Origin of the sequence: Streptomyces sp. NBC_01471, assembly GCF_041438865.1 — a bacterium.
Lineage (GTDB): Bacteria > Actinomycetota > Actinomycetes > Streptomycetales > Streptomycetaceae > Streptomyces.
Map to the genome: position 1 here is coordinate 6,569,665 of NZ_CP109450.1, position 26,755 is coordinate 6,596,419.

Consider the following 26,755-nt stretch of genomic DNA (forward strand, 5'->3'; position numbering starts at 1 on the left):
CGGCACCCGCGGCCGCTGGCTTCTGGCGGCCGCGAGTGCTCGAATCGTTGGGTGAAACCAGAACCATCCGATCAGGACGGCGCGCCGGTCGGCCGCCGTCTGGTCCTCGGCATGCTCGGCCTGGGCGCCGCGGGGCTCGTCACCGCGCCCTACATCCAGCGCGGGGTCGACTCGGCGCTGGGGACGGTCGCGGGCAAGGACCCCACCGGCCTGACCGGTCTGCTGCCCAACGGCGGCGGATTCCGCTACTACTCGGTCACCTCGTCGGTGCCCCGCAAGGACGCCGGCACCTACCGGCTCACCGTGGACGGCATGGTCGAGCGGCCCGCCACGTACACCCTCGGCTCACTGCGCAGGCTGCCGCAGACCAGGCTGGTGCGCGATGTGCAGTGCGTCACCGGCTGGCGGGTGCCCGGGACCCCCTTCGAGGGCGTCCGGCTCTCCCGGCTGCTCGACGCGGCGGGCGTGCGGCCCGGGGCCGGTGCCGTCCGCTTCACCTGCTTCGACGGCGCGTACAGCGAGAGCCTCACCCTGGACCAGGCGCGCCGTGCTGACGTCCTGGTGGCGCTGCGGATGCAGGACGCGCCGGTGAGCCACAACCACGGCGGCCCGGTCCGGCTCTACGTCGCGCCCATGTACTTCTACAAGTCCGCGAAATGGCTGTCCGGGATCACCGTCACCAGTGACGTGCGACGCGGTTACTGGGAGGAGCGGGGCTATGACATCGACGCCTGGGTCGGCAAGTCCAACGGACGCGACGACCACCCCACGGTCTGACCTGCGCCGCTTCACCCGGCCGGTGCGATGGGTGCACCGCACGACGTCGGCCCTGATGCTGGTGTGCATCGCGTCGGCCGGCTGCCTGTACATCCCGCAGCTCGCGGAACTCGTCGGCCGCCGCTATCTGGTGGTCACCGTCCACGAGTGGTCCGGGGTGCTGCTGCCGGTGCCGGTCCTGCTCGGCCTGGTCTCGCGCGCGCTGCGGGCGGACCTGGGCCGCCTCAACCGCTTCGCGCCGTACGACCGCGCCTGGCTCCGGTCGGCGCTGCGCAGGGACGGATCCCCGCGCACGGCGGGCAAGTTCAACGGCGGCCAGAAGATCTACGCGGGGTGGATCGCGGGCGCCGCGCTGGTGATGCTCGGGACCGGGCTGCTGATGTGGTTCACGCACCTGGCACCGCTGGTCTGGCGGACGAGCGCCACCTTCATCCACGACTGGCTGGCTCTCGCCGTCGGCATCGTGGTCGCCGGGCACATCGGGATGGCGCTCGGCGACCCGGAGGCCAGGCGGGGGATGCGGACCGGATGGGTCGGGCGCGGCTGGGCACGGCGGGAGCACCCGCGGTGGCTGGACGAGCAGTGAGGCGCGGCGCCCGGGGTCTCCGGCTGACCCGGACCGAATACCCTAGGCGCCGAAGTCCAGCAGGACCTTGCAGGACCGCGACCGGTCCGCGGCGAGGGCGAACGCCTCCACGGCCTGCTCCACCGGCACCACCGCACTGACCAGTGCGTCGAAGGAGTCCTCCCGGGCCAGCAGCTCGATCGCCCCGTCGAACTCCACGTCGAAGCGGAGCGCCCCGCGCAGTTCGATCTCGCGGCTCACCACCAGGTTTCCGGCGAACGGGCTCATGCCCGGAGGCAGCATTCCCAGCTGTACGACGGCCCCGCCCCGCCGCACCGACCGCAGACAGGTGTCCAGACCGGCTGCCGACCCGGAGGCCTCGATCGCCGTGTCCACCTCCTCCGGCAGACCGGGATCCGCCGGGTCGCCGGCCCGTACGAGCGTCGTCGCGCCCGCGGCGGCCGCGAACTCCAGGGCCCTCGGCAGCAGGTCGGTGACCGTGACGGCCGCGGCGCCCGCGGCCCGCAGCGCCGCCACCACCAGGGCGCCGATCGGCCCCGCACCCGTGACCAGGACGTGCCGGCCCTCGACGGGACCGGCCCGGCGCACCGCGTGCAGCGCGACCGACAGTGGCTCGGCCAGTGCGGCCCTGCGCAGTCCGAGGCCCGCCGGAAGGGCCCTCAGCTGGCCGGCCGGGACCGCGATCCGGGCCGCGAACCCGCCCTGCACGTGCGGCGTACGGGCCGCGCTGCCCAGATAGCGGGTGTCCCGGCAGACGTTGGCCCGCCCGTCCAGGCACTCCGGGCACGCGCCGCACGGTGTCGCGGGGTGCACCGCCACCTGCGTGCCCGGCGCGGGGCCGTCCGCCCCCTCGCCGTACGCGACCACGGTGCCGACGACCTCGTGCCCCAGCACCATCGGCTCGCTGAGAAGGAAGTCACCGACCCCGCCGTGCCGCCAGTAGTGCAGATCCGAGCCGCACACTCCGCCGTACCGCACCGCGACGACGGCCCGGCCGGGTCCGGCCACCGGCTCGGGCAGCTCCTCGACCCGCAGGTCACCCGCTCCGTGGATCACACATCCGCGCATCACAGCACACTCGTCATTCCGCCGTCGACGTACAGGATCTGGCCGCTCACGAAGTCCGCGGCCGGTGAGGCGAGGTAGAGCACACCGCCCACCAGGTCCTCGGTACGCCCCCAGCGACCGGCCGGGGTACGGCCGCGCACCCAGGAGCTGAACTCCTCGTCCTCCACCAGCGGCCGGGTCAGCTCGGTCTCGATGTAGCCGGGGCCCAGACCGTTGACCTGGATGCCGTGCTGCCCCCAGTCCGCGCACATGCCCTTGGTGAGCATCTTCAGGGCGCCCTTGGTGGCCGCGTACGGAGCGATGCCGGGGCGCACCACCTCGCTCTGCAGCGAACAGATGTTGATGATCTTCCCGTGGCCGCGGGGGACCATCCGCCGGGCGGCCTCGCGACCCACCAGAAAGGCACTGGTGAGGTTGGTGTCCACGATGCGGTGCCAGTCGGCGTCGGCGAAGTCGAGCAGTGGAGCACGCAGCTGCATCCCCGCGTTGTTGACCAGGATGTCCAGCGGGCCCGCCTGCTCCTCGGCCGCGGCGATCCCGGCGGCGACCGAGGGCCCGTCGGTGACGTCGAAGGCGGCGGTGAGCACCGTGCCCCCGGCGTCCGCGAGCGCGGCGGCGGCCGCCTTCAGCCGGTCCTCGTCCCGGCCGTTGATGACGACGGTGCAGCCCGCCTCCAGCAGACCGCGGGCGAGCGCGTGGCCGATGCCCCTGCCGGCCCCGGTGACCAGCGCCGTACGGCCGCCGATCTCGAACAGCGGATGTGGCATGAGGTGTGTCCTCTCCGATGCGGGCGGCGGCCGGCGGGCCTGCTGCTCCGTGGCCCCGTACTCCGTGTTCTTACTGGTGCCGGGGCACTAGACAACGAGTGAGAGCAGCAGGATGAAGATCATGGAGACCACCGAAATGATGGTCTCCATGACCGACCAGGTCTTGATCGTCTGGCCGACATCCATCCCGAAGTACTCCTTCACCAGCCAGAATCCCGCGTCGTTCACATGGCTGAAGAAGAGCGAGCCCGCGCCGATGGCGAGTACCAGCAGCGCCACGTGTGCCGTCGACATGTCCGCGGCGAGGGGTGCGACCAGACCGGCGGCGGACACGGTCGCCACCGTGGCGGAGCCGGTCGCCAGGCGCATCACCACGGCGATCAGCCAGGCCAGCAGCAGCGCCGGGATCGACCAGTCCTTGGAGATGTCCAGCACCATCTGACCCACACCCGAGTCGATCAGGGTCTGCTTGAACCCGCCGCCCGCGCCGACGATCAGCAGCACGCTCGCGATCGGGGCGAGGGACTTCTCGACGGTCTCCGACATCCGCCCCTTGCTGAATCCGGCGGCCCGGCCGAGCGTGAACATGGCGACGAGTACCGCGGCCAGCAGAGCGATCAGGGGCGAGCCGATGACGTCGAACGCACGCTGGACCGTGTCCGCGGGATCGTCGATCACGATGTCGACGAGCGCCTTGGCCAGCATCAGCACGACGGGCAGCAGCACGGTCGCCACGGTGGCACCGAAACCGGGCCGCTTCGCCAGGTCCTCCGAGGGGCGCTCCGGCACCATCCGGTCGGGCGCCTGGATGTCCACCCAGCGGGCCGCGTACCGGGAGAAGACCGGACCGGCGATGACCACGGTGGGGACGGCCACCAGGACACCGAGCGCGAGCGTCACACCGAGGTTGGCGTGCACGGCTGCGATGGCCACCAGCGGCCCGGGGTGCGGCGGTATCAGACCGTGCATCACGGACAGGCCGGCCAGCGCCGGGATACCGATCCGCATCAGCGAGAAGTTGCCGCGCTTGGCGACCAGGAGGACCACCGGGATCAGCAGCACGATGCCGATCTCGAAGAAGAGCGGCAGACCGACGATCGCCGCGATCAGCACCATCGCCCACGGCATGCTGCGCCGGCTCGCCTTCGCGAGGATGGTGTCGACGATCTGGTCGGCGCCGCCGGAGTCCGCGAGGAGCTTGCCGAGGATGGCACCGAGCGCGATCAGGACACCCACACTCGCGGTGGTGTCACCGAGCCCCGAGGTGAAGCTGGTGATGACCTTGTCGAGCGGAGCACCCGCGACCGCTCCCAGGACGAGCGATCCGATGGTCAGCGACAGGAACGCGTGGAGCTTGGTCTTCGTGATGAGCAGGACGATGACGGCGATGCCCGCGAGGACGGCGATCCCCAGCTGGGCATGGCCGGCCGACGATATCGGCGCTGCGTCCGCTGCCAGCATCTCGACACTGAGACTGGACACGGTGGATTCCTTCGGTTCGTGAGGCGGTGGTTCGTCATGCGGTGGTTCGTCAGGCAGGTGTCCGTCGTGCGGTGAGCGGTACGGCGTGACGGTGGTGCTACTGGCCGATGCCGTGCAGTGCGGCCACGGCCCGCCCGGTGATGTCCTCGGGGGTCCCGGAGATGTCGACGGCGGCGCCCGCCTCGTCCCGGCCCAGCGGCTGGAGCGTGGCGAACTGCGAGTCGAGGAGCGCGGTGGGCATGAAGTGCCCCTTGCGCTCCGCCATCCGCTGCTCGATCAGCTCCCGGTCGCCGGTCAGGTGCAGAAAGACGACGCCGGGCGCCTCGGCCCGCAGCCGGTCGCGGTAGGAGCGCTTGAGCGCGGAGCAGCTGACCACCCCGCCCCGGTCGGCGCGCTCGTGCGCCCAGCGGCCGATCGCGTCGAGCCACGGCCACCGGTCGGCGTCCTCGAGGGCCGTGCCGGCCGACATCTTGGCGATGTTCGCGGCGGGGTGGAAGTCATCCCCCTCTGCGTACGGAACGCCCAGTGCGGCGGAGAGCAGCGGACCGATCGTGGTCTTGCTGGTCCCTGCCACGCCCATCAGGACTACGACTCGGGGGGTGCTCATCGGTGGTGCCTCGCTGTCCTCTTCGACATGACTTCGACGGGGCGACATGGATCCGTCGCGCTACTGAAACCCATTAGGTACGACTTATTCAAGAGTCTGTGACTTAAAAGTCATACTTAATGGGTCTCAGGGATGCCCCGTAGGGTGATGCCATGACCACTCAGGGCCCGGGGCTGCACGCCCACGTGCTGGAAAACCTCGGCCCCTCGATCACCTCGGGGGAGTACCCGCCGGGCAGCGTGCTGCGCACCGACGAACTGGCCCGGCGCTTCGACGTCTCCCGCACGGTGATCCGCGAGGCCGTCCGCGTCCTGGAGTCGATGCACCTGGTCGAGTCCCGGCGCCGGGTCGGTGTGACCGTGCGCCCCACCGAGGAGTGGAACGTCTACGACCCGCAGGTCATCCGGTGGCGGCTGGCCGGCGCCGACCGGTCCCGCCAGCTCCGCTCGCTGACCGTCCTGCGGTACTCCGTGGAGCCGGTCGCCGCCGGGCTCGCGGCCCGGCACGCCACCGCCGCGCAGTGCGCCGCCCTCACCGAGCAGGCGCTCGGCATGGTCGCCACGTCCCGCGGCCACCGGCTGGCCGCGTATCTGGTGCACGACATCGCCTTCCACCGGCTTGTTCTGCGCGGATCGGGGAACGAGATGTTCGCCCGGCTCGGCGACGTGGTCGCCGAGGTGCTCGCCGGGCGTACGGAGCACCAGGTGATGTTCGACGATCCCGACCCGGCCGCCGTTACCTTGCACGTGCAAGTGGCGGAGGCCGTAAGGGAAGGCAATGCCGACCGGGCGGAGGAGTTGACCAGAGAGATCGCGGTCGGCGCACTGAAGGAGCTCGACGTCCTGGCGCCCTGACCGGAACTGTTCCAAACGTTTTTGTGACATAGATTTCATTCGGTTCTCGCGCCCGACACGCCCCGTTTACGCTAACGCCTTGATCGTGATCGGCCGCCACCTCCCCCACGTAAGGCGACGCAACCTATGACTGACCGCACCCTCACCGCGGCAGAACCCTCTCCGCACGTCGATGCCGGTGACGAGGGCTACAGCAAAGACCTGAAGTCCCGCCACATCAACATGATCGCCATCGGCGGGGCCATAGGCACCGGCCTCTTCCTCGGCGCCGGCGGCCGGATGGCAGGTGCCGGCCCCTCGCTCGCCATCGCCTACGCGGTCTGCGGAGCCTTCGCCTTCTTCGTCGTACGGGCCCTGGGCGAACTCGTCCTCTACCGCCCTTCGTCCGGCGCCTTCGTCAGCTACGCACGTGAGTTCATGGGGGAGAAGGGCGCCTACACCGCGGGCTGGCTCTACTTCCTCAACTGGTCGACCACCGCGGTCGCCGACATCACGGCCGCCGCCACCTACGCCCACTTCTGGTCGATGTTCAGCTCGGTCCCGCAGTGGGTCTGCGCGCTCGTGGCCCTGGCCCTCGTCCTCACCGCCAACCTCATCTCGGTGAAGTACTTCGGCGAGACGGAGTTCTGGTTCTCGATCATCAAGGTCGCCGCACTGGTCGCCTTCATGTGCATCGGCATCTATCTGCTGGTCACCCAGCACTCGGTCGACGGGCACACCCCCGGGATCACCACCATCGGTGACCACGGCGGTCTCTTCCCCAAGGGCGTGATGCCCATGCTGCTGGTGATCCAGGGCGTCGTCTTCGCCTACGCGTCCGTCGAGCTGTGCGGCGTCGCCGCGGGCGAGACCGAGAACCCCGGGAAGATCATCCCCAAGGCGATCAACTCGATCATGTGGCGGGTCGGCATCTTCTACGTCGGCTCCGTCGTGCTGCTGGCCCTGCTGCTTCCGTACACCGCTTACTCCGACGGCGAGAGCCCGTTCGTCACGGTGCTCTCGAAGATCGGCGTCCCCGGCGCGGCCGGCGTGATGAACCTGGTCGTCCTGACCGCGGCGCTCTCCAGCCTCAACTCGGGCCTGTACTCCACCGGCCGTATCCTGCGCTCGATGGCGCTCTCCGGCTCCGCCCCGCGCTTCACCGGCCGGATGAACAAGGGCCAGGTGCCCTACGGCGGCATCCTGCTCACTGCGGGCTTCGGGGTGCTGGGCGTCGTCCTCAACTACCTGGTCCCCGGCAAGGCCTTCGAGATCGTCCTCAACTTCGCCTCCATCGGCATCCTCGGCACCTGGGGCATGGTCATGCTCTGCTCGCTGCTCTTCTGGCAGCGCTCGAAGGAGGGCCGGGTCACCCGCCCCGCCTACCGGCTGCCGTGGGCGCCGTACACCCAGATCGTCACCCTCTGCTTCCTGGTCGCCGTCGCGTTCCTGATGTGGTGGGGCGGGGGAGTGGGCCGCACCACCGTCGAGTGCCTGCCGCTGATCGCCGCCGCACTCGTCGGCGGCTGGTTCGTGGTGCGCGGACGGGTCGCGTCCGTCGCCGCCGAGCGCCAGGGCCTGGAAGACTGAGGCCCCTTACCGCTCGGTTTCAGGAAGGCTGTTGACGGCATGACACAGCAGGTCCAAGGGGTCGTGGCCCCCGGCAGGAACCAACCCGTCCGCGTGGAGACGATCCTGGTCCCGGACCCGGGGCCCGGCGAGGCCGTGGTGAAGATCCAGGCCTGCGGGGTCTGTCACACGGATCTCCACTACAAGCAGGGCGGGATCAACGACGACTTCCCGTTCCTGCTCGGCCACGAGGCGGCCGGAGTCGTGGAGTCGGTCGGCGAGGGCGTCACCGACGTCGCCCCGGGTGACTTCGTGATCCTCAACTGGCGCGCCGTGTGCGGGCAGTGCCGGGCCTGTCTGCGCGGCAGGCCGCAGTACTGCTTCGACACGCACAACGCGAAGCAGAAGATGACCCTGGCCGATGGGACTGAGCTCTCCCCGGCGCTGGGCATCGGTGCCTTCGCCGAGAAGACCCTGGTCGCCTCCGGCCAGTGCACCAAGGTCGACCCGGCCGTCTCCCCGGCCGTCGCCGGTCTGCTCGGCTGCGGAGTGATGGCGGGGATCGGCGCCGCCATCAACACCGGACAGGTCGGCCGCGGCGACTCGGTGGCGGTCATCGGCTGCGGCGGCGTCGGCGACGCGGCCGTCGTCGGGGCCCGGCTCGCCGGGGCCGCGAAGATCATCGCCGTCGACATCGACGACAAGAAGCTCGCGACCGCGCGGCGGATGGGCGCCACCCACACCGTCAACTCGCGCACCGCGGACCCCGTAGAGGCCATCAGGGAGCTCACCGGCGGCTTCGGCGCCGACGTGGTGATCGAGGCGGTCGGCCGCCCCGAGACGTACCAGCAGGCGTTCTACGCCCGCGACCTGGCGGGGACCGTCGTCCTGGTCGGCGTCCCGACGCCGGAGATGAAGCTGGAACTCCCGCTCCTCGACGTCTTCGGCCGCGGCGGGTCGCTCAAGTCCTCCTGGTACGGGGACTGCCTGCCCTCCCGCGACTTCCCGATGCTCGTCGATCTGCACCAGCAGGGCCGGATCGACCTCGGAGCCTTCGTCACCGAGAAGATCGGGCTCGACGAGGTCGAGAAGGCATTCGGGCGGATGGCCGACGGCGATGTGCTGCGCTCGGTGGTGGAGTTCTGATGGCGGCCCGTATCGACCATCTCGTCACCTCCGGCACGTTCTCGCTCGACGGCGGCAGCTGGGACGTCGACAACAACGTCTGGATCGTCGGCGACGACAGCGAGGCGATCGTCATCGACGCCGCCCATGACGCCGCCGCGATCGAGGCCGCCCTGGACGGCCGTACGCTGCGCGCCATCGTCTGCACGCACGCGCACAACGACCACATCGACGCGGCGCCCGCACTGGCCGCGGCGACCGGGGCGCCCGTCCTGCTGCACCCGGACGATCTGCCGCTGTGGCGGATGACCCACCCCGACCGCCTGCCGGACGGCGAGCTCCAGGACGGGCAGATCCTGACGGTGGCGGGGACCGTGCTGACGGTGCTGCACACGCCGGGCCACGCGCCGGGCGCGGTCTGTCTGCACGCCCCCGGCCTGGCCACGGTCTTCACCGGCGACACGCTGTTCCAGGGCGGCCCCGGTGCGACCGGGCGGTCGTTCTCGGACCACCCGACGATCGTCGCGTCCATCCGGGACCGGCTGCTGACGCTGGACCCGCAGACCGTGGTCCGCACCGGCCACGGCGACTCCACCACGATCGGCGCAGAGGCTCCCGGCCTGCCGGAGTGGCTGGCGCAGGACAGCTGATACCGCCGCGGGTGCTCCGGAAGGCAGCCGGTCCGGCGTTCTTCCGGAGCACCCGGCGGGTTCAGGGCTTGCGGGCGACGCCCACCCAGCCGGGGATCGGGTCGTCGCCGGCGACCGGCACCCGCTCACCGAGTTCGGGTCGCCACTCGGCGGCCAGCGAGACCCCGGGTTCGAGGAGTTCGAAGCCCTCGAAGAACCGCGCGGTCTCCGCACGCGACCGGGGCCGCAGGGTCAGACCGCGGGCCCGGTACATCTCGACGGCCTTCGCCGACCTCTCCGGGTCGAACTCCCCGGTGATGTGCGAGAGAACGAGGTAGCTGCCCGGCGCCAGCGGCTCCATCATGCGGTTCACCAGCTCGTCCGCGTCCTCGTCCGCGACGAAGTGCAGCAGGGCCACCAGCGAGAGCGCGACCGGCCGGCCGAAGTCCAGGAGCTTGCCCGCCGCCTCCAGGATGGTGGAGGGCTCCCGGGCGTCCGCCTGGATGTAGTCGGTCGCGCCCTCGGGCGTGGAGCGCAGCAGCGCCGCGGCGTGTGCCAGCACGATCGGGTCGTTGTCGCAGTAGACGACGCGGGAGTCCGGCGCCGACCGCTGAGCGATCTGGTGCAGGTTGGGTTCGGTCGGTATACCCGTCCCGACGTCCAGGAACTGGCGGATGCCGCTCTCCGCCAGACAGCGGGTCGCGCGGTGCATGAACGCCCGGTTGACCCGTGCCATCTCCTTGCCCCGCGGGTCGAGGGCGAGGAGCTGCTCGGCCATCTCCTGGTCGACCGGATAGTTGTCCTTGCCGCCCAGGAACCAGTCGTACATCCGGGCGGGATGCGGCTTGCTGGTGTCGATCTGGACGTGCGCTGGCTCTGATCCGGTCACGGGACGCTCCAGTTGGCAGTCGGACAACGGCGGCAATGACAACGGGCAAACGACGACGGGCAAAGCTACTGGTCCGGTCCGGTGAGGCCAGGCCAGGTCTGGTCAGGTCAGGTCAGGAGGAAGTCGGCCTGACCGGACTTCGCCCCCTGGATGAACGCGGCGATCTCGCCGGTGGAGTAGATGAGTGCGGGGCCTTCAGGGTCGGCGGACTGGCGTACGGCGACCCTGCCGTCGGCCAGCTTCATGGCCTCGATGCAGTTGCCGCCGTTACCGCCGCTCCACGGCTTGTGCCAGCCCTCGGCGCCGAGGTCCGCGGCAGGCATGCCGTTGTATATGCGATCCATTACAGCTCCTTGCGGAAATCCTTGAGGATCTCCTTCGTGCGTTGTGCAGTTGCGGCCTGAGCCGCCATGCGGTCCATGACCTCGAGGTGGGCAGCCACCTCGGGACGCGCGTCCAGATAGACGGCGCCGGTCAGGTACTCGCTGTAGACCATGTCGGGAAGTTCGGGCATTGCGAAACGGAAGAGGACGAAGGGGCCATAGGTCCCCGGATGGTGACCGGTGGAGAACTCCGCGATCTGCAGCGTGACATGCGGCAGCTCGGCCGCTCGCAGCAGGCGGTCGATCTGGCCCCGCATGACGTCGCGGCCGCCCGCGTGCCGCCGCAGCACCGTCTCGTCCATCACGACCCAGAGCGTCGGTGCGTTGGGCCGTGTCAGCAGGGACTGCCGCTCCATCCGCAGCGCGACATGCCGCTCGATGTCCTCGGGGCTGGTCTCGCCGACGGCGCCGCTCAGCATGACCGCGCGCGCGTACTCCTCGGTCTGCAGCACACCGGGTACGAAGTGCGGCTCGTACTGCCTGATGAGCGAGGCAGCGCCCTCCAGGCTGACGTACATGCTGAACCAGTCGGGCAGGATCCCGTGGAACCGCTGCCACCAGCCGGGCTGGTTGGCCTCCTCGGCGAGCTCGACGAAGGCATCGTTCTCGGCCTCACTGATCCCGTACGCCTTCAGCAGTAACTGCACATAGGGGATCTTCAGCGCCACCTCGGCGGTCTCCATCCGGCGGATGGTGGCCTGGGCGACCCTGAGCACTTTGGCAGCCTGTTCGCGACTCAGACCGGCTCGCTCGCGCAGTTCCTGCAGGCGCTTACCGAGCACGACCTGGCCAACGGTCGGGGCGGACCGCGGCTCACTCAACTGAGACCTCCACTTGGGCAGTTGTCCAGCAGTGTGCCATGCCCGCCCGATCAGTGAAATGCCACTCTGAACTTTCCAAAGTGCCTCTTGCCAAGGTGTCCGTTACGGAGGAGAGTAGACGGGCGAACCAGCTCACGCGACTGGCGCATACCCATGGGGGATGGTGCGGCAGTCGCGGTACCCCACCGTAAGGATTTCGGCTGTGGCTCCAGGCACCGCGCTCATCCCCCAGCTCATCGACCAGTGCCCCGGCAGCGACGTACGGCGGTACGCCTTCGAATTACCGGCACGTACCGATTCCGTGGCCCGCGCCCGCCGCCTGACCCGGAACCGGCTCGCCTGCTGGGACTTCTCGGAGGACGCCAGCGACACCGCGCTGCTGATCGTCTCGGAGCTGGTCACCAACGCGGTCGTCCACACGGCAGGTGACCACATCGCCTGCGAACTGCGGGACGACAGAGGCCAGTTGCGCATCGCGATACAGGACCAGGGACACGCCGCCGCAGGCCCGCAGCTCTGCCGTTCGCCGCAGGGGGAGCACGGCCGCGGACTGCTGCTGGTCGACGCCGTCAGCAGCGCCTGGGGCGTCCGCGACGCCGCGCACGGGCCAGGACGGCTGGTGTGGGCGGAGCTGGAGTGCCGCGCGGGGCGGCCGTGCTGAGGAATGCGCTCGCGCGCGTCCCCACTCTCTCGACACCGCTCGGCTGCGACGCGGTCGGTGTGCCCGAACACCACGGCTTCCGGCTCCTGGCGAGGCTGCCCAAGCCCGGCTGCGTCTTCGCGGACGACGACTGGTGGTGGTGGATCGTCCCTGCCGGTTCCGACCACGAACTCGCCTGGCCGGACCGGGTGCGCTACGCCCCCGGCGCCTATGTGCCGGCGGCCCGTCCCCGGCTGCTCCACTGGCCCGGGGACTCCCTGCCCTACACCCCGCCGATCCCGCTCTACCTCATGGTGTGCCAGCTCATGGGTGAAGTGCCGGAGTGGGCCTGATCCCTGTCCGGACCGGCCGCGGGAGTGCCCCCGGTACGCAGGAGGGCGCCGCGGATTGCTCAGCGCCCTCCTGTGTACGTGCAAGAACCTGCCGGGCGCGGGCCTAGGGCCGGAGCGTGACCGCCCGGCCCGGCCGCAGACGCACCGTCCGGTGCCAGTCCCCGGCCCGTACCTCGGTCGTCGTGCTCACCGTGGAGCGCAGCACCGCGCTGGTGACCTTCCCGGCGTGCCACTCCAGATCGACGGTGACACCGCCGCGCGCACCGACCCCCGTGATCCGGCCCGCCGCGGCCCAGGCGCCGGGCAGGGCGGGCAGCAGCTCGATCACGCCGGGCCTGGAGTAGACCAGCATCTCGATCATCGCGGTCGGGGTGCCGAAGTTCGCATCGATCTGCAGGGTGGCGCGCGACCCCAGGTCGTACATGTCGAAGAGGTTCTGCGAAGTGCCGTTGCTGGTGCCGGTGGACGGCGCCATGACCGTACGGACCAGCTGGTACGCCTTATCGGCGTCCTTCAGCCGTGCCCAGCTCGCCGCGCGCCAGGCGCACCCCCAGCCGAAGCTCGACATCCCGCGCGCCGTCAGCAGATTGCGTGCGCCGGTGACCAGTCCGGCCGGGCTGCCCTCGGGGGTGATCCGGTCGCCGGGGAAGAGGCCGATCAGGGGTGACAGATGCCGGTGTGCGGTCTCGCCCAGGTTCTTGGGGGTCATCCACTCCTCCAGCCAGCCGGTCTCCGGGCTGACCTCCGGGAGGTACAGGCGGGACTGCAGCCCGGCGACGGTCTTCGCGTAACCGGCGTCCGTGGAGAGCAGCGCGGCCGCCGTACGGTACGAGGCGAAGAGGTCGTGGACGAGTTCCTGGGCGTAGGTGATGCCCTTGGCGTCGGTCGGCCCCTGCTCAGGTGACCAGTCGCTGTCGTCGATCAGGACCTGGCGGGACGCGCCGGTGGCCGGGTCGGTGACGGTCGTGGTGACCAGCCGCGCCTCCCAGAACTCGCAGGCGCCCTTGAGCAGCGGGTAGATCTTCTTCAGCTCGGTGCGGTCCTGGGTGTACTCGTAGTGCTGCCAGAGCGAGTTGCAGAGCCAGGCGTTCCCGGCGGGGTGCCACCACCAGCCCATCCCGCCGTGGACGTTGGTGGAGATGGCGGTCGTCCACCCCGCGACCTTCCCGCTGGAGTTGCGGAATCCGTTGCGCGGGTCGTTGAAGCTCTTGGCGGTGGTCCGGGTCCAGGAGGGCACCTGGGCCAGGCAGTAGTCCAGGAAGGCGCCGAAGCAGTCGGAGAGCCCGGCCCGGTCGGCCAGCCAGTAGTTCATCTGGACGTTGATGTCCGTGTGGTAATCACCCATCCAGTCGGGGTCCGTGCGGTCGATCCACAGGCCCTGGAGGTTGAGCGGCACACTGTCGCGCGAGCCGCTGATCATCAGGTAGCGGCCGAACTGGAGGTAGGCGGCTTCCAGTTCCGGGTCGGAAGGCGCTCCCTGCGCGCCGAGGGCGGTGAGCCGGGACCAGGTGTCGAGCGAGCGCTGCGCGTCGGTCGACGTCCCGAGCTCGACCGTCATCCGGTTGTACAGCGGCTGGTAGTCGGCGAGATGGGCGCTGAGCAGCGCCGAGCCGCCCGCCCTCGCCGCGGCGGACAGCCGGCCGGTCGCGATGGTGTGCGGGTCCGCGCCGGGGTTCCGGTAGCCGGTCGCGGGGTCCGGCGCATAGTCCGTACCGCCGGCTATGACCACCAGCACCTCGGAGCACCCGGCGAAGGTGATGTCGGCGCCCTCGAAGGCCACGGTGCCGGTGCCGCTGGAGACACCGGCCGCCGCCGCGTACCTCAGTCCGTTGGGGAACGCGCCCGAGAACGAGGCGGTACGGGTGGCGCCGTCCGCCACGGTCGTCTCGCCGTGCCGGCCGGCGAGGGAGAGCGAGCCGGTGCAGGTGCCCCCGCCGCTCTGGGTGAGACGGATGACGACGACCTCGTCGGGGTGGCTGGCGTAGACCTCCCGGCGGTAGGTGACCCCGCCCAGCCGGTAGGTGACGGTACTCAGGCCGTTGCTGAGGTCGAGGGTGCGGCGGTAACCGGTGACGGCGGACAGTTCGTGGCCCGGGAGGTCGAGCGCCGCTTTCGCGAGCAGCGTGAAGCTGCCGAAGTCGTCGGCTCCGTAAGGGAACTGGCCGTCGCTCTGGAGGCTGTCGTTGAGACCGCCGGTCCACAGGGTGGCGTCGGTGAGGTAGAGCACGTCGTGCGCGGGGTCCCCGGTCAGCAGGGCGCCCGTGCGGCCGTTTCCGATCGGCAGCCCCTGCTGGATGATCAGGCTCTCACTCGCGGGCGCCGGGTAACGCAGCTCGGTGGCAGCCGATTCGGGCACGAGCCGGGCGACGTGGTCCCGGCCCGGTACGGCGGCCGCGGCGGTGAAGGGACGCAGCCCACCGAGCGCGAGGCCCGCGGCGAGGGTTCCGCCCGCTGCCCCCAGAACGCTTCGACGCGACGGTGCGGGTTGTTCCGGGGCATGGGTCATCTACCGGTCCCTTCGACGTGGTGTGCCATGACGGCACCTCAGGAAGCGACGGAAACGTACGATGTCTGATGGGGCGTGTCAACGTTCTGGGCGGCTTTCGAGCGCCCGCAAGAGGTGCGGTGGTGCAACGACATCCGATGTATCGGCCACCGCCTCGGTCGTGTGGACCGCCCGCAGGTGCCCGTAAACGCGGAAGAACCCCAGCGGGAGCTGGGGTTCTTCCGATCTGATCTCGTGCGTCTGTGCTGGTGTCCGAGGGGGGACTTGAACCCCCACGCCCGATAAAGGGCACTAGCACCTCAAGCTAGCGCGTCTGCCATTCCGCCACCCGGACAAGGTGTCTGTCTCGCGGCCGCAGGCCGTTCCGACGTGGAAAACCATAGCAAACATTGGGAGGTGCTCGATCACGCGCCGGAGTCTGTGAACCGTGTATGACGACCGGTCCCCGCGCTTGGGTCCGGGGGGTGGTGCGGGCGAGTATGGGAAGGGGAACCACCAGCAGCGACAGTGGGAGGAATCAGCGTGAGCGAGCCCAGCAGGACAGGTACCGAACGGCACGTCTCCGGCGAGGACGAGGTCGTTGACCTCTGTCGTGACCTGATCCGGATCGACACCAGCAACTACGGCGACCACTCGGGGCCGGGTGAGCGGGCCGCCGCCGAGTACGTGGCGGAGAAGCTCGCCGAGGTCGGTCTCGAACCGCAGATCTTCGAGTCCCACCCGGGGCGCGCGTCCACGGTGGCCCGGATCGAGGGGGAGGACCGGTCCCGGCCCGCGCTCCTCATCCACGGGCACACCGACGTCGTTCCCGCGAACGCCGATGACTGGACGCACCACCCCTTCGCCGGGGAGATCGTGGACGACTGCGTGTGGGGCCGCGGGGCGGTCGACATGAAGGACATGGACGCGATGACCCTCGCGGTCGTGCGCGACAGGCTCCGCAGCGGCCGCAAGCCCCCGCGTGACATCGTGCTCGCCTTCCTCGCCGACGAGGAGGCCGGCGGCACGTATGGCGCGCGCCACCTCGTGGACAACCACCCGGACCTCTTCGAGGGCGTCACGGAGGCCATCGGTGAGGTCGGCGGCTTCTCGTTCACCGTCAACGAGAATCTGCGGCTGTATCTCGTGGAGACGGCGCAGAAGGGCATGCACTGGATGCGCCTCACCGTGGACGGCACCGCGGGCCACGGCTCCATGACCAACACCGACAACGCCATCACCGAGCTCTGCGAGGCGGTGGGCCGGCTCGGGCGGCACCAGTGGCCGGTGCGGGTCACCAAGACGGTGCGGTCCTTCCTCGACGAGCTGTCCGACGCGCTCGGCACCCCGCTGGACCCCGAGGACATGGAGGCGACCCTCGCCAAGCTCGGCGGCATCGCGAAGATGGTCGGCGCGACGCTGCGCAACTCGGCCGCGCCGACCATGCTCGGCGCCGGTTACAAGGTGAACGTCATCCCCGGACAGGCGACGGCCCACGTCGATGGCCGCTTCCTGCCCGGCTACGAGGAGGAGTTCCTGACCGACCTCGACAAGCTCCTGGGCCCCCGGGTGAGGCGTGAGGACGTGCACGGCGACAAGGCGCTGGAGACGGGCTTCGACGGGGACCTGGTCGACGCCATGCAGGTGGCGCTGAAGGCCGAGGACCCGATCGCCCGGGCGGTGCCGTACATGCTCTCGGGCGGTACGGACGCCAAATCCTTCGACGACCTGGGGATCCGCTGCTTCGGATTCGCGCCGCTGAAGCTGCCGCCCGAGCTGGACTTCGCCGGAATGTTCCACGGAGTCGACGAGCGGGTACCGGTGGACGGCCTGAAGTTCGGTGTACGGGTGCTCGACCGCTTCCTGGACAAGTGCTGACTGGACAAGGACCAACTGGGGAAATGCCGACCGGACTCTCCAGCTAAATCGGCCGTACGTGCGCATCCAACCGGAAAGAGTGAATAGGCCGACTGTTTCGTAGCCCCGCCGGGTTCTCCTCGTTACAGGTGGTGCGGTCCGCGGTCTGGACCGTTTTGCCGACTAGGAGGAACTAATGATCAAGAAGGTCGTCGCTGCTGCGGCAGTCACTGGTGGTCTGGTGCTCGCGGGTGCGGGCATGGCCGTCGCCGACGCAGGCGCGCAGGGTGCCGCCGTGCACTCTCCCGGTGTGGCCTCGGGCAACGTTATTCAGGTGCCCGTGCACATCCCGGTGAACCTGTGCGGCAACACGGTCTCCGTGATCGGGCTGCTCAACCCCGCCTTCGGCAACACCTGCGTCAACAAGTGACGTTGTACCTCCGACCCGTGAGGGTCTGAGCCCCGCCGGCCCCGGAGCACGCACCACGCGCTCCGGGGCCGGAGAGGCATTCGGCCCATGGGCAACGACGTCCGCGGGCTTTTCCGGAAGGTAGAAGGCAGGAAACGAACCTATGCGACAGGTCACGAAGAAAGGCCTGATCACCGTTGCGGCCGCGGGCGGAGTGCTCGCTCTCAGCGGTGGCTACGCGTACGCCGACTCATCAGCTGACGGGACCGCGGCCAATTCGCCCGGAGTGCTCTCCGGCAATTCGGTGCAGGCGCCGGTGCACGTGCCGGTGAATGTCTGCGGCAACACCGTCGATGTGGTCGGGCTGCTCAATCCCGCGTTCGGGAACAGGTGCGGCAACGTGTCGTCTGCCAAGCCCGGATCCGGTACGTCCCACACCGGGCACCAGGGCCAGGGCAGCGGCCACCACCGCGCCCCCGGCAACGGCAACACCGGCAGCCACAACAGCGGCTCCGGCAGCCACAGCGGCGGCGGAGCGGTGGCAGAGGGCGACACGACTGGCTCGCCCGGCGTTCTCTCCGGCAACAGCGTGAAGCTTCCGGTCGACGTACCCGTGAATGTCTGCGGCAACAGCGTCGACGTGGTCGGTCTGCTCAACCCGGTCTTCGGCAACGACTGCGCCAACGACGAGAGCGTCCCGCCGCCGGTCCACGTCCCGCACCACCCGGTCCACCCCGGTCAGCCGGGTCAGCCGGAGAAGCCCGGGACGCCGCGCGGCCACACGCCGAACACCCCGAAGCCCGCGGCACCGCACGCCCCGGTCACGCAGACCGTGTCGGTGCCCTCGGGCACCGAGCAGCTCGCGCACACCGGTTCCGCCCCGCTCGGGCTGATCATCCCGGCCAGCGCCGGCATGGTGCTCGGGGGGATCGTCCTGTACAGGCGGTCCCGGGCAGCGGCGTAACGGGCCGCTGAGCCCCACGCGTACGCACGGAAGGGAGCGGGTCCCGCAGTCGCGGGGCCCGCTCCCTGTTCACCATGTGGCGCGCACCTGGCGAATGATGCGCCGGCGCAGCCGCACTCTGCGGCTGCCGTCCCGGTGCAGACTCAGTCGGTCCAACTCCCAGTGTCCGTACTCGGCGTGGTCGGTGAGCAGGCGTGTCGCGTCCTTGCGGGAGACCCCGCGCGGTACGTACACGTCGACAAATTCGTATTCCGGCATCGCATCTATTGTGCGGGCAGAGGCCCGGTACGGATAGCGTCTGCCCTATGTCTGATGCTGCGCAGCCCACGGCTGCCGAGGTACGCGCCGCCGCCGAGGCGGTCAAAGCCGCGCTGGACCGTCACCTCGACGCGGTCGAAGCCCGTACGGGAGAGGACGACCCGGCCGTCTACAGCGCGTTCAACGCGCTCGCGGCGGCCGCCGAGGCGTACGACGAGAGGCTCTACGACCGGTACGACGAGGTCACCCCCTTCGAGATTCCCGCTGCGGACGACGCACTTCCGCCGTACGCGGGCCCCGACGACCCGCACGCGCTCACGGTGCTCATCCGCCGTGACTACGCGGTGGCCCAGCCGCAGCGGCTGCTCGGGCAGGCACAGCGCATCGTCGACCTCGACCCGGAGGCGGACGGCGGGCCCGGCGCGGGGGCTGTCGTGGGCAACAGCGTGCACGCCGCGCTGGGGGTGCTGTTCGGCGAGTACGAACCGGACGAGGTCGCCTCGCGGCACAAGGAGTTCGGCCTGGAGGAGGGCGACTCCACGCTCTGGGTCTCGGCGGCCGACGACCTGCCGGAACCGGGGGAGTGGCTGAGTGCGCCCTTCGACCAGGCGGACCCGCAGCAGATCGTGTGCCGGTTCGACGTCAGTTCGGTCTTCGACGACGACGAACTGCTCGATGACGATGAAGATGACGATGACGGGGCCGCGGACCATGACGACGAGGATGACGAGGACGATGCCGCAGGCGCATCCGCCGCGCACGGGGACCCGGAGGACGAGAGGGTCTGATCCGGGCGTGTGACGTCCGGTGTCCGGTGCGGCGGCGGGCCGGGGCTCCTGCCCCGGCCGCCGCCCGTACGAGCGCCCAGGGTCGCCCTAGACCGCCGCGGGCCGCAGAAGTGTGCGCAGCCTGGTGGTGCGGGGCTGTGCGGGGACTTCGGCCACCGCGTGCGGCAGCGCCTGGTCGACTCCGTGCACCACCGAGAGATGCCGTTCGCCGCGGCCGAAGGCGGTGTAGATCCACGGCCTGCTCAGCCCGCCCGCCGCGTCGCCGGGCAGCACCACGACCACCGCGGGCCACCGCAGCCCGGCAGCCTGGTGCGCGGTGAGCGCCCAGCCGTGCCGCACCGACGCCTCGACCCGGTCCTTCGGTACGACGACGGGGGTGCCGGCGCAGTCCAGATGAAGGCCGTCGGCGTCGGCCGAGACGACCGTGCCGGGCAGGGTCCTGCCGGGCGCCGGAGTGTAGGCGACCCTGTCGCCCGGATCGAAACCGCCGAAGCGGCCCGGGCCGGGGTTGAGGCGCTCCTTCAGCGCCACGTTGAGCGCACGGGTACCGGCGGGACCGCCGTGTCCGGGTGTGATGACCTGGGTGTCGGAGACCGGTACGCCGATGGCCCGGGGTACGGAGTCGGCGACGAGCTGCACGGTGCGGTGCACCGCCTCACCGGGCTCCCGGACGGGGACGATCACGACTTCCCTGCCGGGCGCCGCCACCTGGTTCAGCTCGCCGATGCCGATCCCCGAGACCAGCTCGCCGATGGGTCCCGGATCGGGTGTGCGGGAGGCCAGCTGCGGGCACGCACGCGCTGCGAGGACGTCGGCGAACACCTGCCCGGCACCGGCGGAACAGAGCACCCCGGGGTCCCCGCTGAGGACCAGGCGGCTGCCGTCGGCCAGCGACTCGACCAGTACGGCCGCGCTCTCGACATCCAGCTGCGGGGCGTCCACGACGGCCAGCAGATCGAGCGCCAGAGCGCCCTCGCCGTCCCGTCCCGGGCCCTCCGAACCGGCCAGCAGCCCGGAGACGGTGACGGCCGCCGCAGGATCGTCCAGGGCGGCGGCCAGCCGCCGCCTTCCGTCGGGCGTGTGGGCGGCCGCGTACGCCCGCAGGCCCATGGCCCGAGCCGCCGTGACCACCGCCGCCGGTTCGGCCCGGGCAGCCTCGCCGCCGGTGTGGGCGACCAGGCCGTCCCGCGCGACCGCCCGGATCAGTTCGGCGGCCGACGGGGACGGGGCGTCCGCCGCGGCCCGCTCCCAGCCGGCCTGTTCACCGCCGGGGGCGAGAGCACCCGCGTTCAGCAGCCGGGCGAGCCCGTCCGCCAGGCTCTCTTCCGCGAGCGCGTACCGGTCGAGACCGAGCAGGACCCGCACGGGCTGCGGCGCCGCTTCGTCCTCGCTCCCGGCGGCGTCGGCGTCCTGACCGCCCTCCCGCTCGGCAGCCGCGCCGGGAGCGGTGTCCAGCGCGTCCTGGAAGACGAGCACGGCGCCGTCCGCGACAGCGCTCTGCAGCGCCCCGTCGGGGTCCGGTACGGACCGCTCCGCGAGCGCCGCGCGGACCGCGTCGGACTCCAGTGCGGTGTGCCCCTGGAGCGCTGCCCGCTCGAGGAGCCAGCCGACAAGTGCGGCGGCCCGCCGCTCGTCGCCGGGGCCGCACTCCGCGCCGAGCAGCGCGCGGGCGAAGCCGTCCGCCTGCTCCGGCCGCACCCCGGGAACCGACAGCAACTGCCAGGGATCCTCCCGCAGGGCGTCGGCGGCCTGCTCGCCGAGCGTCCCGGCCGCCCGTACGGCCAGTGCTTCGGGGGCGCCGCCCGCGGCCAGAACGGCCCGCACGGACGACACGGTCTCCGGCGCCGCACCGGTGGGCGCGGCGGCCGGACGCACCGGGTGCGGCTCCGCCGGAGCGGCAGGCGCGGCGCGGCGCGGCTCGGGTGCCGGCGGCGGGAAGTGCACGGACGGTTTCTCGCCGCCCTCCACCGCCCTGACCGCGGCGAGCAGATCGGCGGCGCGGCCGCTCAGCTTCGTGCCGGCCTGGATGGGCCCGTCCTTCTCGGCCTTGCGCTGCTCGATTCTGGCCCGCAGCTCGCGCTGGGCGGCCAGCTCGGCCTCGGCCTCGGACAGGGCGGGCGCCCCGGCCGCCCCCGTGGCCTCCGCCGCCGTCTCTCCCGCGGCCTCCGTCGCTGTTTCCTCCGCCGACTCCGCTCCGTCCGCTTCTTCGGCGCCGACCTGCGACAGTTCGGTGTCGCCGGTGCTCCCGTCGGCGGCCTCGGCGTCGCTCCCGCCGCTCCCGTCGGCGGTCCCGGACACCGTCTCCGAAGCGGATTCGGTCTCCGGAGCGGCTTCGGTCTCCGGGTCGGCTTCGGTCTCCGTCTCCGGTGCGGCTTCGGCGCCGGGAGCGGCCTCGGTGCTGGCCTCGGTGTCGAGGCGATCCGTACTCACAGCTCGGTCCAGTCCTGGTCGGGATAACGGTGAACGGGCTCCGACACATCGTCGAGCGCCCGGCAGATCTCGTCAGGAAGACTAAGCGTCTCCACTGACAATGCCGCCGTGAGCTGCTGCGCGTTGCGCGCGCCGATGATCGGGGCGACCACGCCCGGCCGGTCGCGGACCCAGGCCAGCGCGACCTCCAGCGGTGTGGTCGCGAGCCCGTCGGCCGCCGTGGCGACCGCGTCGACGATCCTGCCCGCGGCGTCGTCCAGGTAGGGCGCGACGAAGGGTGCCAGCTGCTCCGACGCCCCGCGCGAGTCAGCCGGAGTCGCACGGCGGTACTTGCCGGTGAGCACCCCGCGCCCGAGCGGCGACGACGGCAGCAGCCCGACCCCCAGGTCCACCGCCGCCGGCAGTACCTCGCGCTCGACCCCGCGCTGGAGCAGGGAGTACTCCATCTGGGTACTGGCGAGGCGGGTTCTGACCCCCGGCGCCGCGAGCTGCCAGGTGGCGGCCTTGGCCAGCTGCCAGCCGGAGAAGTTGGACAGCCCCGCATACCGTGCCCGCCCGCTGGAGACCGCGATGTCCAGTGCCTGGAGTGTCTCGTCCAGCGGGGTCTCCGGGTCGAACGCGTGCACCTGCCACAGATCCACGTAGTCGGTCCCCAGTCGCTCAAGCGAGGCGTCCAGGGCCGTCAGCAGATGCCCGCGCGAGCCGTCGAACCGGCGGTAGGGGTCCGGCACGCTGCCCGCCTTGGTGGCGATCACGAGATCGCGGCGGGGTATGAGCCGTTCGCAGAGCTGCCCGAGCAGGTACTCGGCGTCGCCGTCCCCGTACACATCGGCCGTGTCGACGAGTGTGCCGCCGGCCTCCCAGAACACCTTCAACAGGTCGGCGGCGTCGTGCTCATCGGTGCTCCGCCCCCAGGTGAGGGTGCCGAGCCCGATCCGGGATACGCGCAGGCCCGTGCGGCCGAGATGCCTCTGCTCCATGGGCGCTGAGAGTACTGGCCGCAGGGCGGCCCGGTGGAGGCCTGTGGACAACCACCCCCTGACGGATGGGGCCACCGCGCGTTAGAGTCCCCGGAACAGGGACGTTACTCAGCGGTAAGGGAGCGGTCATGCGGCTCGGAATCAACCTCGGCTACTGGGGTGCGGGGATGGACGGCGACAACCTCGCCGTGGCTCAGGAGGCCGACCGGCTCGGCTATGACGTCTGCTGGGCGGCCGAGGCGTACGGCTCGGACGGGCCGACCGTGCTCTCCTGGGTCGCCGCCCGTACGGAGCGGATCGACGTGGGCTCCGCCATCTTCCAGATCCCGGCCAGGGCGCCCGCGATGACGGCGATGACCGCGGCCACCCTCGACTCGCTCTCCGGCGGCCGCTTCCGGCTCGGCCTCGGCGTCTCGGGGCCGCAGGTCTCCGAGGGCTGGTACGGCGTCAAGTTCGACAAGCCGCTCTCGCGGACCCGTGAGTACGTGGAGATCGTCCGCAAGGCGATGTCGCGCGAGCGCCTGTCGTACGAGGGTGAGCACTGGACGCTGCCGCTGCCCGGCGGCCCCGGCAAGCCCATCAAGCTCACCGTCCACCCGCAGCGCGAGCACATTCCGCTCTACATCGCGGCGATCGGCCCCAAGAACCTGGAGCAGACCGGTGAGATCGCCGACGGCGCGCTGCTGATCTTCCCCTCGGCCGAGCACCTGGAGTCCACCGCGATCAGCCCGCTGCGCGCCGGCCGGGAGAAGACCGGGCTCACGATGGAGGGCTTCGACGTCTGCCCGACCCTGCCGCTGGCGGTGGGCGACGACGTGCCCGCGCTGGCCGACACCTTCCGCCCGTACACCGCCCTCTACGTGGGAGGGATGGGCAGCCGCAAGCAGAACTTCTACAACAAGCTCGCGCAGCGCATGGGGTACGAGAAGGAGGCCGCCGAGATCCAGGACAAGTACCTGGCGGGCGACCGGGACGGCGCGGCCGCCGCCGTACCGCACGAGCTGATCGACCGGACGACGCTGCTCGGGTCCGTCGAGCGGATCGCCGACCGGATGCAGGCCTACGCCGCGGCCGGGGTCACCACGCTGACGCTGGCCCCCGCCGGATTCACGCTCGACGAGCGGGTGGCCGGGCTGCGGGCCGGTACGGAGGCGCTGGAGCGGGCCGGGCTGGCGTAGCCGAGACCCCCGGAGCCCCTCTGGAGCCCGGGAGAGGTCTGCGGCCGTGGTGGGGGCTCGGGGGGTCTTCCCCGCCACGGCCGTCGTGCTGAACAACGCCGTGGGGCCCGCTCGGTTACGCCCCCGGGCACCGGGCAGGCGTACCACCTTTCGGCCGAACCGGGCAGGGGCACACATTGCCGGTCACCCGATATCGCATTTGACTCATAGCGTCAGATATCGGCATGGAGGTGGCAGTGATGCTTTCGGCGCGGAGCATTTTCCAGGAGATCGTCGAGAGCGACGACGCCTTCCGGCTCTTCTGCTCCATCGCGGCCGGCGGGGAGGCCCAGGGCGGCTGGGAGAACGGCCGGATCTCCGCGCTCGCCCCGGAGAGTATGAGCGCGCTCGCCCCGAAGATCGCCCGGCACGGCGCCGACGAGGACAAGCACGGCCGGATCTTCCGGGCCCTGCTCAAGAAGCGCGGGCTCGACCCCGTGGAGGTGCCCGCGGCGACCGACTACACGATGCTGCTCGAACGGCGGGGCGTCGGTCTGAGCCACCGCAGGCTGCGCGGCAGCGAGCGGCTGACCGAGCGGGAGATCGTGGTCTACCTCGCGCACAGCAGGGTCACCGAACAGCGTGCGTCCGAGCAGATGAACACCCTGGTGCGGTTCCTCGGTGACCAGCCGGACATCGGCAGGGCCGTACGCATGATCTGCCACGACGAGGACAACCACCTCGCCTACTGCCACGAGGAACTGCTGCGGCTGGCCGCGCGGGGCCACGCCCGCACCATCCACTCCGTACTGCGGGAGAGCGCGCTGGAGGAGATCCGCGTCTACCGGGAGGTGGGTCTCGCGGTGATGGAGCGGATGGGCGCCCTGCTCGGCTGGCCGGGGGCCAAGTCGGCGGTGCTGGCCGCGGGCATCCAGGGGCTGTACGGGTTCGAGCGGGCGGGCGGCTGGCGCCGGTCGGTGCGTCTGGCCATGCCCGAACGCCGCAACGCGCTCGGTGGCCCGGCCGCACCCCACGCGGCCGAGTTCGCCTGAGCCCGCCCCGGTGCCGCGTGGCGGCCGCCGGGGGCCGCCGGACGCCGGCGTCCCGCCTCAGAGCCAGCCGCGCCGTTTGAACTGCCGGTGGAGGCCGACGACGACCGCGACCATCAGCGCGATCACCGCCGGATAGGCCCAGACCCACTTGAGTTCCGGCATGTGCTCGAAGTTCATGCCGTAGATGCCGGCGACCATGGTCGGCACCGCGGCCATCGCCGCCCAGGCGGAGATCTTCCGCATGTCGTCGTTCTGCCGGACACCCATCTGCGCCAGATGCGCGGAGAGGATGTCGGACAGCAGCCGGTCCAGCCCTTCCACCTGCTCGTTGGCGCGGGTCAGATGGTCGCCCACGTCCCGGAAGAACGGCTGCGAGTGTTCGTGCACGAACGGCACCCCCGCCCCCGCGAGCCGGGCCATGGGGGCCGCCAGCGGCCCGGTGGCACGGCGGAACTCGAGCACCTGCCGCTTGAAGGTGTAGATCCGCGACGCGACGTTCTTCGAATCACCGCCGTTGGGCGCGAAGACCTCGGCCTCCAGCTCCTCCAGGTCGGTCTGGAGCTCGGCGGCCACGTCGATGTAGTGGTCGACGACCGTGTCGCTCACCGCGTAGAGGATGGCCGTGGGGCCGTGCTTGAGCACATCGTGCTCCTGCTCCAGCCGCTTGCGTACGGCGGCGAGCGGGGCGCCCTCGCCGTGCCGCACCGTCACCACGAAGGAGTCGCCGAGGAAGACCATGAGCTCGTCGGTGGTCACGGTGTCGCTGTCCGCGTCGTACATCACCGGTTTCAGCACCATGAAGAGCGTCTCGTCGTAGACCTCCAGCTTGGGTCGCTGGTGGGCCCGCAGGGCATCCTCAACGGCCAGCTGGTGCAGCGTGAACTCGCTTCTGACCAGGTCGAATTCCTGCTGCGTCGGCTCGTGCAGCCCGACCCAGAGGAAGGCGTTCCCATCGGCGCGTGCCTCGGCGAGAGCATCGGAGAGGTCCGACGGGCCCTCGATGCGGCGTCCGTCCCGGTAGATGGCGCAATCGACAATCACGGCGCGCATTCTTCCCTGACGGGACCACCCGTGCACGCGCGGGGGGCTGTCTCCCGGTCGTCGTCCCGATCCCACCGGACCCCACAAGCCGTCCGACTGCCTTTAGGCTGGCCGCCATGGCCACGCTGATTCTTGTACGGCACGGACGCTCCACCGCCAACACCTCGGGCGTGCTCGCGGGCCGGATGCCGGGGGTCTCCCTCGATGAACGGGGTGTTTCCCAGGCGGCCGCGCTGCCGGAGCGGCTGGCCGGGCTGCCGCTCGCCGCCGTCGTCACCAGCCCGCTGCAGCGGTGCCGGGAGACCGTCGCGCCGCTGCTCGCCGCCAGGCCGGAGCTGATCCCGCACACCGAGGACCGCATCAGCGAGTGCGACTACGGCGACTGGTCGGGGCGCAAACTCGCCGAGCTCGGCGACGAGCCGCTGATGAGGACCGTGCAGCAGCACCCGTCGTCCGCCGGGTTCCCCGGCGGTGAGTCGATGCGCGCGATGCAGGCGCGTGCCGTGGACGCCGTACGGGACTGGAACGCCCGGATCGACGCCGAACACGGCGAGGACGCGGTGTACGCGATGTGTTCGCACGGCGACATCATCAAGTCGGTGATCGCCGACGCCCTCGGGATGCACCTCGACCTCTTCCAGCGGATCCACGTCGACCCGTGTTCCCTCACGGCCATCCGCTACACCGCGGTGCGGCCCTTCCTCCTGCGGCTCGGCGACACCGGCGAGTTCGGCTCACTGGCGCCCCGCGAGAGCGGTTCGGGATCGGACGCGGCTGTCGGTGGTGGCGCGGGCGCGCCGTGATC

General features: G+C 70.9%; 27 protein-coding genes and 1 tRNA gene. 15 read left to right on the forward strand and 13 right to left on the reverse strand.

Annotated features, from left to right (window positions below; translation table 11 throughout):
- The first annotated feature begins 111 nt into the window (after window positions 1-111).
- Window positions 112-777: a molybdopterin-dependent oxidoreductase gene (locus OG285_RS29415; RefSeq protein ID WP_371793648.1), complete on the forward strand. Its 666-nt coding sequence runs from the start codon at window positions 112-114 to the stop codon at window positions 775-777.
- Window positions 719-1,363, forward strand: a complete 645-nt coding sequence (locus OG285_RS29420) for a cytochrome b/b6 domain-containing protein (RefSeq protein WP_371792681.1) — start codon at window positions 719-721, stop codon at window positions 1,361-1,363. The genes OG285_RS29415 and OG285_RS29420 overlap by 59 nt, the downstream gene beginning before the upstream one ends.
- A gap of 42 nt (window positions 1,364-1,405) precedes the next feature.
- Here OG285_RS29420 and OG285_RS29425 read toward each other — a convergent pair whose 3' ends face one another.
- The 4 genes from OG285_RS29425 to OG285_RS29440 all read right to left on the reverse strand — a co-directional run bounded on the left by OG285_RS29425 (window position 1,406) and on the right by OG285_RS29440 (window position 5,287).
- The gene (locus OG285_RS29425) at window positions 1,406-2,431 is read right to left on the reverse strand and encodes an L-idonate 5-dehydrogenase (protein WP_371792682.1); all 1,026 of its coding nucleotides are present in this window, start codon (window positions 2,429-2,431) and stop codon (window positions 1,406-1,408) included.
- Entirely contained in the window at window positions 2,431-3,198 is a 768-nt protein-coding gene (locus OG285_RS29430) for an SDR family oxidoreductase (protein WP_371792683.1), read from the reverse strand. Before OG285_RS29430 ends, OG285_RS29425 begins: the two co-directional genes overlap by 1 nt.
- Window positions 3,199-3,285: 87 nt before the next feature.
- Window positions 3,286-4,680 carry a gluconate:H+ symporter gene (locus OG285_RS29435; protein WP_356829691.1) on the reverse strand — a complete coding sequence of 465 codons (1,395 nt, stop codon included), beginning with the start codon at window positions 4,678-4,680 and terminating at the stop codon, window positions 3,286-3,288.
- 97 nt (window positions 4,681-4,777) lie between these two features.
- Window positions 4,778-5,287, reverse strand: coding sequence for a gluconokinase (locus OG285_RS29440; protein WP_356829689.1), 510 nt, complete (start codon window positions 5,285-5,287; stop codon window positions 4,778-4,780).
- 152 nt (window positions 5,288-5,439) lie between these two features.
- Between OG285_RS29440 and OG285_RS29445 the strand changes: the two genes are divergently transcribed.
- The 4 genes from OG285_RS29445 to OG285_RS29460 all read left to right on the forward strand — a co-directional run bounded on the left by OG285_RS29445 (window position 5,440) and on the right by OG285_RS29460 (window position 9,464).
- The gene (locus tag OG285_RS29445; RefSeq protein ID WP_356829687.1) at window positions 5,440-6,141 is read left to right on the forward strand and encodes a FadR/GntR family transcriptional regulator; all 702 of its coding nucleotides are present in this window, start codon (window positions 5,440-5,442) and stop codon (window positions 6,139-6,141) included.
- A 126-nt stretch (window positions 6,142-6,267) separates the two neighbouring features.
- Entirely contained in the window at window positions 6,268-7,710 is a 1,443-nt protein-coding gene (locus OG285_RS29450) for an amino acid permease (protein WP_356829685.1), read from the forward strand.
- Between the two features lie 39 nt (window positions 7,711-7,749).
- Window positions 7,750-8,835: an S-(hydroxymethyl)mycothiol dehydrogenase gene (locus OG285_RS29455; protein ID WP_356829683.1), complete on the forward strand. Its 1,086-nt coding sequence runs from the start codon at window positions 7,750-7,752 to the stop codon at window positions 8,833-8,835.
- The gene (locus OG285_RS29460) at window positions 8,835-9,464 is read left to right on the forward strand and encodes an MBL fold metallo-hydrolase (RefSeq protein WP_356829681.1); all 630 of its coding nucleotides are present in this window, start codon (window positions 8,835-8,837) and stop codon (window positions 9,462-9,464) included. Before OG285_RS29455 ends, OG285_RS29460 begins: the two co-directional genes overlap by 1 nt.
- A gap of 61 nt (window positions 9,465-9,525) precedes the next feature.
- Here the strand turns inward: OG285_RS29460 and OG285_RS29465 are convergent, their stop codons facing one another.
- From OG285_RS29465 to OG285_RS29475, 3 genes are all read right to left on the reverse strand, one after another.
- Entirely contained in the window at window positions 9,526-10,332 is an 807-nt protein-coding gene (locus OG285_RS29465) for an SAM-dependent methyltransferase (protein ID WP_356829679.1), read from the reverse strand.
- A 107-nt stretch (window positions 10,333-10,439) separates the two neighbouring features.
- Window positions 10,440-10,676 carry a DUF397 domain-containing protein gene (locus tag OG285_RS29470; protein ID WP_328316635.1) on the reverse strand — a complete coding sequence of 79 codons (237 nt, stop codon included), beginning with the start codon at window positions 10,674-10,676 and terminating at the stop codon, window positions 10,440-10,442.
- Window positions 10,676-11,536, reverse strand: a complete 861-nt coding sequence (locus OG285_RS29475) for a helix-turn-helix transcriptional regulator (protein ID WP_356829677.1) — start codon at window positions 11,534-11,536, stop codon at window positions 10,676-10,678. Before OG285_RS29475 ends, OG285_RS29470 begins: the two co-directional genes overlap by 1 nt.
- A 202-nt stretch (window positions 11,537-11,738) precedes the next feature.
- Here OG285_RS29475 and OG285_RS29480 point away from each other — a divergent pair, with 202 nt between their 5' ends.
- Together OG285_RS29480 and OG285_RS29485 are read left to right on the forward strand one after the other, a co-directional pair.
- Window positions 11,739-12,197 carry an ATP-binding protein gene (locus tag OG285_RS29480; protein ID WP_371792684.1) on the forward strand — a complete coding sequence of 153 codons (459 nt, stop codon included), beginning with the start codon at window positions 11,739-11,741 and terminating at the stop codon, window positions 12,195-12,197.
- Entirely contained in the window at window positions 12,158-12,529 is a 372-nt protein-coding gene (locus OG285_RS29485; RefSeq protein WP_371792685.1) for a hypothetical protein, read from the forward strand. Before OG285_RS29480 ends, OG285_RS29485 begins: the two co-directional genes overlap by 40 nt.
- 103 nt (window positions 12,530-12,632) lie before the next feature.
- Here OG285_RS29485 and OG285_RS29490 read toward each other — a convergent pair whose 3' ends face one another.
- Window positions 12,633-15,035 (reverse strand): glycoside hydrolase N-terminal domain-containing protein, encoded by a 2,403-nt coding sequence (locus tag OG285_RS29490; RefSeq protein ID WP_371792686.1) that lies wholly within the window; start codon window positions 15,033-15,035, stop codon window positions 12,633-12,635.
- A 246-nt stretch (window positions 15,036-15,281) separates the two neighbouring features.
- Window positions 15,282-15,369, reverse strand: a tRNA-Leu gene (locus tag OG285_RS29495).
- A gap of 188 nt (window positions 15,370-15,557) precedes the next feature.
- On the opposite strand from OG285_RS29495, the gene OG285_RS29500 reads away from it, so the two are divergent.
- From OG285_RS29500 to OG285_RS29510, 3 genes are all read left to right on the forward strand, one after another.
- Complete coding sequence (locus OG285_RS29500; protein WP_356829669.1) at window positions 15,558-16,892, forward strand: M20/M25/M40 family metallo-hydrolase; 1,335 nt, start codon at window positions 15,558-15,560, stop codon at window positions 16,890-16,892.
- 175 nt (window positions 16,893-17,067) lie between these two features.
- Window positions 17,068-17,301, forward strand: a complete 234-nt coding sequence (chpH, locus tag OG285_RS29505; protein WP_356829667.1) for a chaplin ChpH — start codon at window positions 17,068-17,070, stop codon at window positions 17,299-17,301.
- Window positions 17,302-17,443: 142 nt separating this feature from the next.
- Window positions 17,444-18,244 carry a chaplin gene (locus OG285_RS29510; protein WP_371792687.1) on the forward strand — a complete coding sequence of 267 codons (801 nt, stop codon included), beginning with the start codon at window positions 17,444-17,446 and terminating at the stop codon, window positions 18,242-18,244.
- Window positions 18,245-18,313: 69 nt separating this feature from the next.
- Here OG285_RS29510 and OG285_RS29515 read toward each other — a convergent pair whose 3' ends face one another.
- The gene (locus tag OG285_RS29515; RefSeq protein ID WP_030907692.1) at window positions 18,314-18,502 is read right to left on the reverse strand and encodes a DUF5703 family protein; all 189 of its coding nucleotides are present in this window, start codon (window positions 18,500-18,502) and stop codon (window positions 18,314-18,316) included.
- Window positions 18,503-18,549: 47 nt separating this feature from the next.
- Here OG285_RS29515 and OG285_RS29520 point away from each other — a divergent pair, with 47 nt between their 5' ends.
- Window positions 18,550-19,290 (forward strand): hypothetical protein, encoded by a 741-nt coding sequence (locus tag OG285_RS29520; RefSeq protein WP_356829663.1) that lies wholly within the window; start codon window positions 18,550-18,552, stop codon window positions 19,288-19,290.
- 87 nt (window positions 19,291-19,377) lie between these two features.
- Here the strand turns inward: OG285_RS29520 and OG285_RS29525 are convergent, their stop codons facing one another.
- Both OG285_RS29525 and OG285_RS29530 read right to left on the reverse strand, forming a co-directional pair.
- On the reverse strand, window positions 19,378-21,720 hold the full coding sequence (locus tag OG285_RS29525) for a helix-hairpin-helix domain-containing protein (RefSeq protein ID WP_371792688.1): 2,343 nt from the start codon (window positions 21,718-21,720) through the stop codon (window positions 19,378-19,380).
- Window positions 21,717-22,700, reverse strand: coding sequence for an aldo/keto reductase (locus OG285_RS29530; RefSeq protein WP_371792689.1), 984 nt, complete (start codon window positions 22,698-22,700; stop codon window positions 21,717-21,719). Before OG285_RS29530 ends, OG285_RS29525 begins: the two co-directional genes overlap by 4 nt.
- 128 nt (window positions 22,701-22,828) lie before the next feature.
- Between OG285_RS29530 and OG285_RS29535 the strand changes: the two genes are divergently transcribed.
- Both OG285_RS29535 and OG285_RS29540 read left to right on the forward strand, forming a co-directional pair.
- Window positions 22,829-23,878, forward strand: coding sequence for an LLM class F420-dependent oxidoreductase (locus tag OG285_RS29535; RefSeq protein WP_371792690.1), 1,050 nt, complete (start codon window positions 22,829-22,831; stop codon window positions 23,876-23,878).
- Between the two features lie 239 nt (window positions 23,879-24,117).
- Window positions 24,118-24,909 carry a ferritin-like domain-containing protein gene (locus OG285_RS29540; RefSeq protein WP_371793649.1) on the forward strand — a complete coding sequence of 264 codons (792 nt, stop codon included), beginning with the start codon at window positions 24,118-24,120 and terminating at the stop codon, window positions 24,907-24,909.
- 57 nt (window positions 24,910-24,966) lie between these two features.
- Here the strand turns inward: OG285_RS29540 and corA are convergent, their stop codons facing one another.
- Window positions 24,967-25,959, reverse strand: a complete 993-nt coding sequence (gene corA, locus OG285_RS29545) for a magnesium/cobalt transporter CorA (protein WP_371792691.1) — start codon at window positions 25,957-25,959, stop codon at window positions 24,967-24,969.
- Window positions 25,960-26,066: 107 nt separating this feature from the next.
- Here corA and OG285_RS29550 point away from each other — a divergent pair, with 107 nt between their 5' ends.
- Window positions 26,067-26,753 (forward strand): histidine phosphatase family protein, encoded by a 687-nt coding sequence (locus OG285_RS29550; RefSeq protein WP_356829654.1) that lies wholly within the window; start codon window positions 26,067-26,069, stop codon window positions 26,751-26,753.
- Window positions 26,754-26,755: the final 2 nt, after the last annotated feature.

Coding starts and splice junctions, on each gene's coding strand:
- OG285_RS29540 (WP_371793649.1), top strand. CDS start 24,118: ATGCTTTCGGCGCGGAGCATTTTCCAGGAGATCGTCGAGAGCGACGAC.
- chpH (WP_356829667.1), top strand. CDS start 17,068: ATGATCAAGAAGGTCGTCGCTGCTGCGGCAGTCACTGGTGGTCTGGTG.
- OG285_RS29470 (WP_328316635.1), bottom strand. CDS start 10,676: ATGGATCGCATATACAACGGCATGCCTGCCGCGGACCTCGGCGCCGAG.
- OG285_RS29430 (WP_371792683.1), bottom strand. CDS start 3,198: ATGCCACATCCGCTGTTCGAGATCGGCGGCCGTACGGCGCTGGTCACC.
- OG285_RS29445 (WP_356829687.1), top strand. CDS start 5,440: ATGACCACTCAGGGCCCGGGGCTGCACGCCCACGTGCTGGAAAACCTC.
- OG285_RS29530 (WP_371792689.1), bottom strand. CDS start 22,700: ATGGAGCAGAGGCATCTCGGCCGCACGGGCCTGCGCGTATCCCGGATC.
- OG285_RS29460 (WP_356829681.1), top strand. CDS start 8,835: ATGGCGGCCCGTATCGACCATCTCGTCACCTCCGGCACGTTCTCGCTC.
- OG285_RS29420 (WP_371792681.1), top strand. CDS start 719: ATGACATCGACGCCTGGGTCGGCAAGTCCAACGGACGCGACGACCACC.
- OG285_RS29535 (WP_371792690.1), top strand. CDS start 22,829: ATGCGGCTCGGAATCAACCTCGGCTACTGGGGTGCGGGGATGGACGGC.
- OG285_RS29520 (WP_356829663.1), top strand. CDS start 18,550: ATGTCTGATGCTGCGCAGCCCACGGCTGCCGAGGTACGCGCCGCCGCC.
- OG285_RS29550 (WP_356829654.1), top strand. CDS start 26,067: ATGGCCACGCTGATTCTTGTACGGCACGGACGCTCCACCGCCAACACC.
- OG285_RS29515 (WP_030907692.1), bottom strand. CDS start 18,502: ATGCCGGAATACGAATTTGTCGACGTGTACGTACCGCGCGGGGTCTCC.
- OG285_RS29425 (WP_371792682.1), bottom strand. CDS start 2,431: ATGCGCGGATGTGTGATCCACGGAGCGGGTGACCTGCGGGTCGAGGAG.
- OG285_RS29455 (WP_356829683.1), top strand. CDS start 7,750: ATGACACAGCAGGTCCAAGGGGTCGTGGCCCCCGGCAGGAACCAACCC.
- OG285_RS29450 (WP_356829685.1), top strand. CDS start 6,268: ATGACTGACCGCACCCTCACCGCGGCAGAACCCTCTCCGCACGTCGAT.
- OG285_RS29415 (WP_371793648.1), top strand. CDS start 112: ATGCTCGGCCTGGGCGCCGCGGGGCTCGTCACCGCGCCCTACATCCAG.
- OG285_RS29440 (WP_356829689.1), bottom strand. CDS start 5,287: ATGAGCACCCCCCGAGTCGTAGTCCTGATGGGCGTGGCAGGGACCAGC.
- corA (WP_371792691.1), bottom strand. CDS start 25,959: ATGCGCGCCGTGATTGTCGATTGCGCCATCTACCGGGACGGACGCCGC.
- OG285_RS29510 (WP_371792687.1), top strand. CDS start 17,444: ATGCGACAGGTCACGAAGAAAGGCCTGATCACCGTTGCGGCCGCGGGC.
- OG285_RS29490 (WP_371792686.1), bottom strand. CDS start 15,035: ATGACCCATGCCCCGGAACAACCCGCACCGTCGCGTCGAAGCGTTCTG.